At 43.7% G+C, this 10,010-nt stretch carries 7 protein-coding genes; 2 read left to right on the top strand and 5 right to left on the bottom strand.

Annotated features, from left to right (window positions below; translation table 11 throughout):
- Positions 1-191: 191 nt before the first annotated feature.
- The 4 genes from groL to H5993_RS06165 form a co-directional block, all read right to left on the bottom strand.
- Positions 192-1,826, bottom strand: a complete 1,635-nt coding sequence (gene groL / locus H5993_RS06180) for a chaperonin GroEL (protein WP_180870488.1) — start codon at positions 1,824-1,826, stop codon at positions 192-194.
- Positions 1,827-1,876: 50 nt separating this feature from the next.
- Positions 1,877-2,158 (bottom strand): co-chaperone GroES, encoded by a 282-nt coding sequence (gene groES, locus H5993_RS06175; RefSeq protein ID WP_204776661.1) that lies wholly within the window; start codon positions 2,156-2,158, stop codon positions 1,877-1,879.
- Between the two features lie 521 nt (positions 2,159-2,679).
- Entirely contained in the window at positions 2,680-3,111 is a 432-nt protein-coding gene (locus H5993_RS06170) for a hypothetical protein (RefSeq protein ID WP_204776660.1), read from the bottom strand.
- A gap of 288 nt (positions 3,112-3,399) precedes the next feature.
- Positions 3,400-4,038 (bottom strand): redox-sensing transcriptional repressor Rex, encoded by a 639-nt coding sequence (locus H5993_RS06165; protein ID WP_180870494.1) that lies wholly within the window; start codon positions 4,036-4,038, stop codon positions 3,400-3,402.
- Positions 4,039-4,211: 173 nt separating this feature from the next.
- Between H5993_RS06165 and H5993_RS06160 the strand changes: the two genes are divergently transcribed.
- Both H5993_RS06160 and H5993_RS06155 read left to right on the top strand, forming a co-directional pair.
- Positions 4,212-6,158, top strand: coding sequence for an ABC-F family ATP-binding cassette domain-containing protein (locus H5993_RS06160; RefSeq protein WP_204776659.1), 1,947 nt, complete (start codon positions 4,212-4,214; stop codon positions 6,156-6,158).
- Positions 6,155-7,804 (top strand): glycerophosphodiester phosphodiesterase, encoded by a 1,650-nt coding sequence (locus H5993_RS06155; protein ID WP_204776658.1) that lies wholly within the window; start codon positions 6,155-6,157, stop codon positions 7,802-7,804. Before H5993_RS06160 ends, H5993_RS06155 begins: the two co-directional genes overlap by 4 nt.
- Before the next feature lie 67 nt (positions 7,805-7,871).
- Here the strand turns inward: H5993_RS06155 and fusA are convergent, their stop codons facing one another.
- Positions 7,872-9,959, bottom strand: coding sequence for an elongation factor G (fusA, locus tag H5993_RS06150; RefSeq protein WP_180870499.1), 2,088 nt, complete (start codon positions 9,957-9,959; stop codon positions 7,872-7,874).
- Positions 9,960-10,010 lie beyond the last annotated feature (51 nt).

Below are 10,010 nucleotides of genomic sequence, written 5' to 3'. Positions count from 1 at the left end.
TTTCTAGACATAAAAATACCCTCCAAGCATAAGATGAATTTTCTATTTCATCTGTATACTTAGAGGGCATTATAGCCCAAGGCAAAAATTATAGTCCGGATTTTAATGTTAGAGGGGCAAAAATTAATAGTTAATTCCCACCCTCTCTATACCAGTCATGCTCATCCTCACAGACTTTTCGGAAAAACCTACTACATCATTCCACCCATGCCGGCACCGGCAGCTGGGTTTACAGGTGCATCACTCTTTGGTTCAGGCTTGTCTGCTACAACAGCTTCCGTCGTCAACAAGAGGGCAGAAACAGAAGCAGCATTTTGAAGTGCTGAACGGGTAACCTTGGTTGGGTCAACAATTCCGGCTTCAACCATATCTTCGTACTTACCATCAGCAGCGTTGTAACCAATACCTGGCTTTTCGTTCTTTAATTGGTTGATAACCACAGAACCTTCAACCCCAGCGTTTTCAGCAATTTGGCGAACTGGTGCTTCCAAAGCAGCCTTAACAATCTTAACCCCAGTTTGTTCATCACCCGTTGATTCGTTTTCAAGCTTTTCGAGGGCTGGAATTACGTTAACAAGAGCCGTACCACCACCAGGAACGAATCCTTCTTGGACAGCAGCCCGGGTAGCGTTCAAAGCATCTTCGATCCGGTACTTCCGTTCCTTCAATTCAGTTTCCGTAGCGGCACCAACCTTAACAACAGCAACCCCACCAGCTAACTTAGCAAGCCGTTCTTGAAGCTTTTCCTTATCAAAGTCAGAAGTCGTTTCAGAAATGGCCTTCTTGATTTGTTCAACCCGGTCAGCAATGGCAGCCTTGTCGCCGCTACCGTCAACAATTGTCGTACTATCCTTCGTAACCGTTACCTTGTTGGCAGAACCAAGTTGGTCAATCGTAGCGTCCTTGAGTTGCATCCCAAGGTCGTCAGAAATAACTGTCCCACCAGTCAAAACAGCGATATCTTCAAGTTGAGCCTTCCGCCGGTCACCAAAGCCAGGGGCCTTAACAGCAACCACGTTGAAAGTTCCCCGAATCTTGTTCAGAACAAGAGTTGGCAAAGCTTCACCAGTAATATCATCAGCAATGATCAAAAGGGCCCGACCTTCTTGAACAACTGATTGAAGCAATGGCAAGATATCTTGGATGTTTGAAATCTTCTTGTCCGTGATCAAAACGTATGGGTTGTCCAAGTCGGCTTCCATCTTATCATTGTCAGTAACCATGTATTGAGACATGTAACCACGGTCAAAGCTCATCCCCTCAACGACGTCAACACTGGTGTCGACCCCACGAGAATCTTCGATAGTGATAACCCCATCGTTACCAACCTTTTCCATGGCATCGGCAATCAACTTCCCAACTTCTTGGTTAGCAGCAGAAATAGAAGCGATTTGGGCAATGTCATCCTTAGTCTTAACGTCGTGGCTCATCGTCTTTAATTCTTCAACAGCGGCATTCGTAGCCTTTTCAATCCCACGGCGAATTCCAACTGGGTTAGCACCGGCAGTGACGTTCTTCATTCCTTCGTTAACAATTGCTTGGGTCAAAACCGTAGCAGTCGTCGTTCCATCACCAGCAATGTCATTAGTCTTAGAAGCAACTTCAGAAACTAACTTAGCTCCCATGTTTTCGAAGTGGTCTTCAAGTTCAATATTTTTGGCGATCGTAACCCCATCGTTAGTGATCGTTGGAGAACCATAGCTTTGTTCCAAAACCACATTGCGACCCTTCGGACCAATGGTGGTCTTAACCGTGTCAGCTAACTTATCAACTCCGCGAAGCATTGCACCCCGTGCATCTTCAGCAAACTTTAATTCCTTTGCCATTAATTCTCACCTCATCAATTTTATCCAAGCTTAATTTTTAAACGAAAAACTTAGTCAATAACCGCAACTAAATCCTTCTCATGAACAACTAAGTACTTTTCACCGTCATATTCAACTTCCCGGCCGGCATACTTATCAAATAAAACCTTGTCGCCTTCCTTAACACTAACGGCAACTACTTGCCCGTTGTCCAAAGTCCGGCCTGCCCCAACGGCAATTACCTTACCAGTGGTTGGCTTATCCTTAGCGTTAGATGCTAAGACAATCCCACCAACCGTCTTTTCTTCTTCTTCAGCTTTCAGAACTACGCGATCTCCTAATGGCTTTAACACGTTAATCCCTCCAAATATATTTTTTTATTTTAAGTAAAGTTAGCACTCAACACGATGCAGTGTTAGCACTTAATGTTCTTTAGTGCTAATTACATTTTCTACTATATCACGGTTTAGTCAGATTGCAACAAAAAGTTTGACCTTTTTTGACTTTTTTAAAAGCGGAATGGGAGAACTACTCTGCTTAAAACCTGGTTTTGCATCGCATTTAAAAATAAAAAAGACGGGGCTGGGAAGAAACGCACGTTTCTTCTCAGCCCCTCTTTCTTCTCCGAATGTTACTCAGTAACTAAGGTCAAAGCAGTAGCTGAATGGCAGTTGCTTCCCTAACGGTCGCACCAACCGATTCAGCCTTGCATGGGCTCACAAACGCCAAACCAGTTGGCTGGTTCGCTCCAAATCACGGCCTTAGCGGATAAGTGCGAACGAAAGGCCGATTCTAATGAATCAACCTTCGTTCTGCTTATCCCAATCAGGCCGTCAAGGAGCTTTTTTCCCAACTTCAGTCTACACCACTTATTCTAACCCAAATTAACGATCAAAGACTGCTGATTCGACCGATCATGATTAGTAATCACTGTCGATTGGTGATGGCCGTCTTTGGCATATTCATCTAAGACTTTCTTAGCAGCCTGCCATTGTTGGTTAAGGCGCTGAAGTTCACCTTGGTTGTACAAAACGCGTAACCGCAGTGCTTGTTCAGCCGTTAATTGCCATTCCTGCGTATTTGGATTATAACGAGATAATAGCCGTGGGGCCTCCATTGGCCCATCGACAATCAAGTTTTTCAACAGCACTGCAATTTCATTTTGTTCTTCTTCGGATGCGCGATTAAACCACTTGATCTTAAAACGAGCTGAGTTTGAAACGGCATCAAGCGCCAAATCAAGATTTAACCCGCGCATCCGTTGATATTGGTAATTTGCTTCTTGATATTGTGCTTTTGAAATCATTCCCCTGTACTCCTTAAAACAAACTTAGATTAACCGGTTTCCCCTTAGTTTATCTCCCATTTAACCAAAGAGTATTACCTTTTTATTCATTTCATCATTTGAATAACTAATTTGCGCTATCCTCATATGTAGAAAAAACAACACGAATAAATTATAAACAATTTCAGCATAAAATGGTAGCTCAATTTCAAATCTGCTAAAGCCTAACTAAAAAACTGCACCAAATACCTGGCACAGCGCTAACGAAAAGTTTTCCTGAGTCACACCCACTCAGGGTTAATAATTTAACTATTCATTTACCTTATTTGTTTCAATAAAGTAGATCAAGGTCTGCAATTCATTGGTTAAATCAATATTTTGAACTTGCACATTCTTCGGCACTGACAACCGCACCGGGGTAAAGTTTAAAATCCCGTGTACCCCAGCAGCAACTAATTCATCAGTTACCGCTTGAGATTTGTCACCAGGCACCGTCAAAATAACCGCATCAATTTGCTGTTCTTTGATTTGCTTTTTTAACTCTGAAGCCGGGTAAACTGGAATTCCACTCTTAATCGTATTGGCTAATTCTGGCTTTGGATCAAAAGCGGCACTAATTCGTAAATTCGTGCTTTGATGGAAGTTATAGTTCATCAATGCACTACCCAAACTCCCGACCCCAACAAGAGCAACACTCGTTAATTTATCTTGGTTTAGAATTCCACGGAAAAACTTTAATAAACTTTCGACATCATAGCCGTAACCACGCTTGCCAAGTTCGCCAAAGTAAGAAAAGTCACGCCGAATCGTCGCTGAATCAACTTGGACTGCTTCTGATAATTCGGTTGATGAAACCCGTTTTTTATTTGCGTTTAACAAGACGTTTAGATAACGGTAATAAACCGGCAGACGCTTGGCTGTCGCCCGCGGAATTTTCCGAGATGGCATGTTTTTTTCCTCCTCAACTTCCAACTTGTGAATTTTCCATATAACTTATTCTAGCAATTCCCATTAGCTTTGTGAACCTTATTGCAATAAAAGTTATTTTTTTGAACCGAAAAAGCATGGTAGAATCGTCAGTGGACAATAATATTCGTTTAAAGGAAAGATAGGTTAAACCCATGTTATTAATGCAAACTAATGACGTCCTCCGCCGATTTGGCGCGGACGTTTTATTTCACAATATCAATCTGCAAATTACTGATCATGCCCGGGTCGCTCTCGTTGGTCGCAACGGAGCTGGTAAAACGACCCTCTTAAAGATCTTAGCCCAGATTACGGAACCGGATGAAGGCACCCTTTCCGTCGCTAAAAACGTCACAATTGGTTACCTCGCCCAAGATCAGGGGCTGGATAGCCAAAACACCATTTGGGCCGAATTAGACAGTGTTTTTGCTCCACTTCACCAAATGGAAAAAACCATCCATCACTTGGAAGAACAACTTGCTGAAGTTGATTCAACAACTCCGCGGTATCAAGAAATTTTAAATAATTACGACCGCTTGCAAACTACCTTTAAAAAGCAAGACGGATTTGCTATTGAATCAAAGATGCGTGGAGTCTTAACTGGCTTTGGTTTCCCCGAAAGTATGTATGAAATGCCGGTCAATTCCCTTTCTGGAGGGCAAAAAACTAAGCTTGCCTTAGCCAAGATCTTACTCCAAGCCCCAAACTTACTGATTCTCGACGAACCGACTAACCACCTTGATATGGGCGTTTTAACTTGGCTAGAAGATTACCTCAAGAGTTATGCTGGGGCCTTGTTAATTGTTTCCCACGACCGGTACTTCTTAGACAAGGTAGTCAATGAAGTTTATGATCTTGACAATCAAACTTTGACCCACTACACCGGGAATTACACAGCTTTTATGCAACATAAGGCCGAACGGATTAAAGCGGAAATGAAACACTATGAGCAACAACGAAAGAAGATTGCGGCACTTGAAGATTTTGTTAACCGCAACATCGTTCGTGCTTCAACAACCAAGCGAGCTCAAGCCCGCCGGAAACAACTGGAAAAAATGGATCGCCTTGAACGACCGGTTAGTGATGACCGTTCAATCCACTTTAGCTTTGAATACGGGGAACCCAGTGGAAATGACGTTTTAGCCGTTAAGGATCTCAAAATTGGCTATCATGAACAAGCCATCGCTGGTCCCTTCAGTTTTAAGGAACAAAAAGGGCAACGGATCGGTATTATCGGGCCAAACGGAATTGGAAAATCAACCCTGCTTAAAACTTTACTCCATAAGTTACCAGCGATTAGCGGGGAAGTAAAATTTGGCGTTAATCTTCAAATCGGTTACTACGACCAGGAACAGCAACAACTCCATCCTGATAAAACCGTTTTAAACGAAGTCTGGGATGACCATCCCGAAGTTCCCGAAACCGATATTCGCTCCTTATTAGGGAGTTTTCTCTTTGTTGGTGATGACGTCTTCAAATTGGTTAAGGACCTTTCTGGGGGCCAAAAAGCACGGCTGGAATTAACCAAGTTGTCCTTTAAGCCGATTAACTTCTTAATCCTTGATGAACCAACGAACCACTTGGATATTGATAGTCGCCAAGTACTTGAAACCGCCATTAATGAATTCCCAGGAACGGTCCTTTTTATCTCCCATGATCGGTACTTTATCAACCAAATAGCAACTGATGTTCTTGCCGTTACCAAGGATAAGATGACCGCCTACGAGGGTAATTATGATGATTACCTCGCCGCAATCGCTAAGCCAACTACTAATCAAGCCTCAACGATGACTAATGAAAATTCTGCGCGTCCAAGGGGGTCAAAAAAACAAACTTCCTACCAACAAAGTAAGGAAACTCAACGGGCCCGCCGAAAACTCCAACGCCAAGTTGACAGCTTAGAAGAGCAAATGAACGAACTCAGTGAGCAACAAGCCCAGATTGAAGAGGCAATGAGTCAACCGGACATTGCTACTGATATTGCCAAATTAAGCGATCTCCAAAAGCAACTTGATACGGTTTCTACTCAGCTTAACCAGGTTGAAACCGATTGGACAACGGCTGCGGAAGAGCTTGAACAATTTGATGCTGAACAATCATGATTTCAAGATTAAAATCATGGGGTCCTCTCGTTGCCCTCGGCTTTTTATGGGAGCTCCTCAATCACTACCTGTTTTTGCCCTTAGTTTGGCAAATAACAACGCCCCTTTTAAAGGCCGCCAGCATCCCTTTTGTTTCGATTGCTAACACAACGTGGTTAATTACTCATCGGTTAATAATCGTCATCTTGCTAATTATTGAGCTGTTAGCCGTCCTAGGCCTTTTTACAAGCGAGCTAATTAGTATCGTTATCGCTGCTAAAGCTATTACTGATGGCTCCTTTACGTGGAAAACAAGCCTGCGGCAATGGTTAAAACACGACCGCTTACTTGGCGGTCCATTAGTGTTAGAGACCGGGATTCTCATTTTAGCCTTAGCCCCCTGGGTAAGCCTAATCTTTAAAACGCCACTTTTTGTCGAACTTCGGTTACCGGAAATTCTTTTAGATTTTCTTTTCCGAAAACCCACCTTTTTGATTTTAGGATTTATTACTAATCTTGTCTGCCTTAGTCTTACCATTCGGTGCTTACCAACCATTTGGTATCAAATCAATCAGCGAATGGCTTTTAAAACAGCTTGGCAATATAGTCGAACTAAGGCGCCCGTTGTTTGGCAAGCTACTTGGCGAATTGGCATTTTAGCAAGTGGTTTTAGCGTACTCATCACTTTAATTGGGCTCGCCATCCAAGCGAGCTGGCACCCCACCCCAAGCTTAACCCTGGCGCTGATCCAATGGGGACATCTAATAATCCTCATGCTTAGTGGTGGATGGTTTGTTGATCAAGTTCTCCAAACCCAAAGACCACGTTGGCAAAAGGGTTGGGTATTAGGCGGGGGATTATCACTACTTTTTCTCGGACTTGCATTCACTGAGGCTCAGTGGTATTTCCAACCACTCCGGCGTCCAATGGTGATTTCCCACCGGGGAACTAATGCTAATAATGCTGTGCAAAATACCTTAACAGCATTAAAGGAAACACGGCATGATCACCCAACTGCGATCGAAATGGATATCCACGAAACCCGAGATCATCAATTTATCGTGGTGCATGATGAAAATTTAAAGCACCTAACTGGGATCAATAAACGGCCCCACCAATTAACCCTCCGTGAATTAACTAAACTCCAAGTTCATGAACACGGTCATTCCGGAAAATTAGTCAGTTTTTCTCACTATTTGAAGGTGGCTGATCAACTTCACGTCCCTCTAATCGTTGAAATCAAAACTACTCCGGCCGATTCAACCACAATAGTTAACCATTTCAACCGCTTATATGGTCAAACTTTAATTCGCCACCATGCCTATGTTCATTCATTGGATTATCGAGTCATTCAAAAGTTACATCAGCTTAATCCGCAGTTAAAACTTCTCTATCTTCAGCCCTACACCATAACTAGTCCGCTTTTAGGGGTTGGTGAAGATATGGAATATTCAACCTTAAATCCCCACTTTATTCGCCAAACCCACCAACTAAAACAATTAGTTTTTGCTTGGACCGTAGATACAAAGTGGGGGATTAGGGAAATGCACTTTTACCACGTTGATGGAATCATCACTAATAATTTAAGTGAAGCAAAGCAAACCCTCGCCAAGCTTCAAAACCACCCTTCCATAACCAAACGAATGCTAGTTTACTTGTTTTTCTAAATTTATGTACTAAAAAAGCCAGGACGTCTCCTGGCCTTTTTATTTTTGGTAACTAAGTAATCGGAAATTACTTGTTGCCACCGTTCTTTTCGATGATTTCTTCTTGGATAGACTTTGGCACTGCTGAGTAGTGGTCAAAGGTCATCGTGAAGGTACCACGACCTTGCGTAGCGGAACGAAGGGTCGTAGCGTAACCAAACATTTCGGAAAGTGGAACGAAGGCGTGAACTAGTTGAGCGTTCCCACGTTCTTCCATCCCGTCGATTGAACCACGCCGTGCAGTAACGTGACCCATCACATCACCAAGGTTGTCTTCAGGGGCAACGATATCAACCTTCATGATTGGTTCAAGAATAACAGCTTCACCCTTAGGAGCAGCGTTCTTAAGGGCTAAGGAAGCAGCAACCTTGAAGGCCGCTTCAGAAGAGTCGACTTCGTGGTATGAACCATCGTAAAGCTTAGCCTTCAAGTCAACCAATGGATAACCAGCTAGAACCCCGTTAGCCATTGCTTCCTTCAAACCTTGTTCAACAGCTGGGATGTATTCACGAGGAACAACCCCACCGACAATAGCGTCTTCGAATTGGAAGCCTTCCCCTTCTTTAAGTGGTGTAAATTCAATCCATACGTCCCCGTATTGACCCTTACCACCAGATTGACGAACGAACTTACCTTGTGCAGAAACTTGCTTCGTAAATGCTTCACGGTAAGAAACTTGTGGCTTACCAACCGTAACTTCGGCGTGGAATTCACGACGAAGCCGTTCAACGATGATGTCCAAGTGCAATTCACCCATCCCGGCGATCAAAGTTTCACCAGTTTCAGGGTTCGTTTCAGCCTTGAAGGTTGGGTCTTCTTCAGCTAACTTTTGTAGTCCCTTGTCCATCTTGTCTTGGTCATTCTTGGACTTAGGTTCAACTGAAACTTGGATAACAGGTTCTGGGAAGTCCATAGATTCAAGTTGGAGTGGGTGATCAGGGTCAGTTAAGGAATCCCCAGTTGTAGTGTTCTTCAAACCAATTGCAGCGGCAATATCACCAGAGAAGACTTCTGGGATTTCTTGTTGTTGGTTAGAGTGCATTTGAAGCAAACGACCAATCCGTTCCCGCTTACCCTTAGTTGCATTAAGCACATAAGAACCAGATTGAAGAGAACCAGTGTAAACCCGTAAGAAAGTCAACCGTCCAACGAATGGATCAGTAGCGATCTTGAAGGCCAAAGCAGCGAACGGCTTGTCATCACCGGCCGTCAATTCAACTTCGTTTCCGTCTTCATCAGTAGCGACAAATGGCTTGACATCAAGTGGAGATGGCAAGAAGTCAATAACGGCGTCAAGCATCATTTGGATCCCTTTATCCTTGTAAGCAGAACCTGCTAAAACAGGGAAGAGTTCAATATCCAAAGTAGCCTTCCGAATAGCCGCCTTGATTTCGTCAACTGAGATTTCGTCACCTTCAAGGTACTTTTCCATGATATCGTCGTTAACATCAGCTAACGTTTCAATCATTGCATCATGACGCTTTTGGGCTTCTTCCTTCAAGTCATCAGGAATATCAACCGTATCCCAGTTTTCGCCAAGCTTATCTTCGTCGTAAATGTAAGCCTTCATTTCGATCAAGTCAACTAAACCAACGAAGTCATCTTCAGCACCAATTGGCATTTGAATTGGCAATGGAGTAACGTTCAAACGGTCCTTGATCGTTTGAACGGAGTAGTCAAAGTTTGCCCCTAACTTATCCATCTTGTTAGCGAAGACGATCCGTGGAACGTTGAAGTCATCGGCTTGCCGCCAAACCGTTTCCGTTTGTGGTTCAACCCCGGCTTGGGCATCAAGCACCGTAACGGCACCGTCAAGTACCCGCAAGGCCCGTTCAACTTCGACAGTGAAGTCCACGTGTCCTGGGGTGTCGATGATGTTAATCCGGTGATCCTTCCATACGGCCGTAGTAGCGGCGGAAGTGATCGTGATCCCACGTTCCTTTTCTTCATCCATCCAGTCCATTTGGGAAGCCCCATCGTGGGTTTCACCAATCTTGTGAATTTTACCAGTGTAGTAGAGAATCCGTTCCGTTGCGGTAGTCTTCCCAGCGTCGATGTGGGCCATGATACCGATGTTCCGGGTCTTTGCAAGTGGGTATTCACGTTTGTTAGCCATCTTGAAATTAATCTCCCTTCAAATTTGGTCTTAATTTTAGAAAAAGGGGTG

It is taken from the genome of Limosilactobacillus alvi (genome assembly GCF_016900115.1).
Taxonomy (GTDB): domain Bacteria; phylum Bacillota; class Bacilli; order Lactobacillales; family Lactobacillaceae; genus Limosilactobacillus; species Limosilactobacillus alvi.
Note: the sequence above shows the minus strand (reverse complement) of the source record. Positions and strands in the feature narration are given on the sequence as shown.

What these genes read in the sequence shown, in the direction of transcription:
- fusA (WP_180870499.1), bottom strand. Translation starts at nt 9,959, where the DNA reads ATGGCTAACAAACGTGAATACCCACTTGCAAAGACCCGGAACATCGGT.
- groL (WP_180870488.1), bottom strand. Translation starts at nt 1,826, where the DNA reads ATGGCAAAGGAATTAAAGTTTGCTGAAGATGCACGGGGTGCAATGCTT.
- H5993_RS06155 (WP_204776658.1), top strand. Translation starts at nt 6,155, where the DNA reads ATGATTTCAAGATTAAAATCATGGGGTCCTCTCGTTGCCCTCGGCTTT.
- H5993_RS06170 (WP_204776660.1), bottom strand. Translation starts at nt 3,111, where the DNA reads ATGATTTCAAAAGCACAATATCAAGAAGCAAATTACCAATATCAACGG.
- H5993_RS06160 (WP_204776659.1), top strand. Translation starts at nt 4,212, where the DNA reads ATGTTATTAATGCAAACTAATGACGTCCTCCGCCGATTTGGCGCGGAC.
- H5993_RS06165 (WP_180870494.1), bottom strand. Translation starts at nt 4,038, where the DNA reads ATGCCATCTCGGAAAATTCCGCGGGCGACAGCCAAGCGTCTGCCGGTT.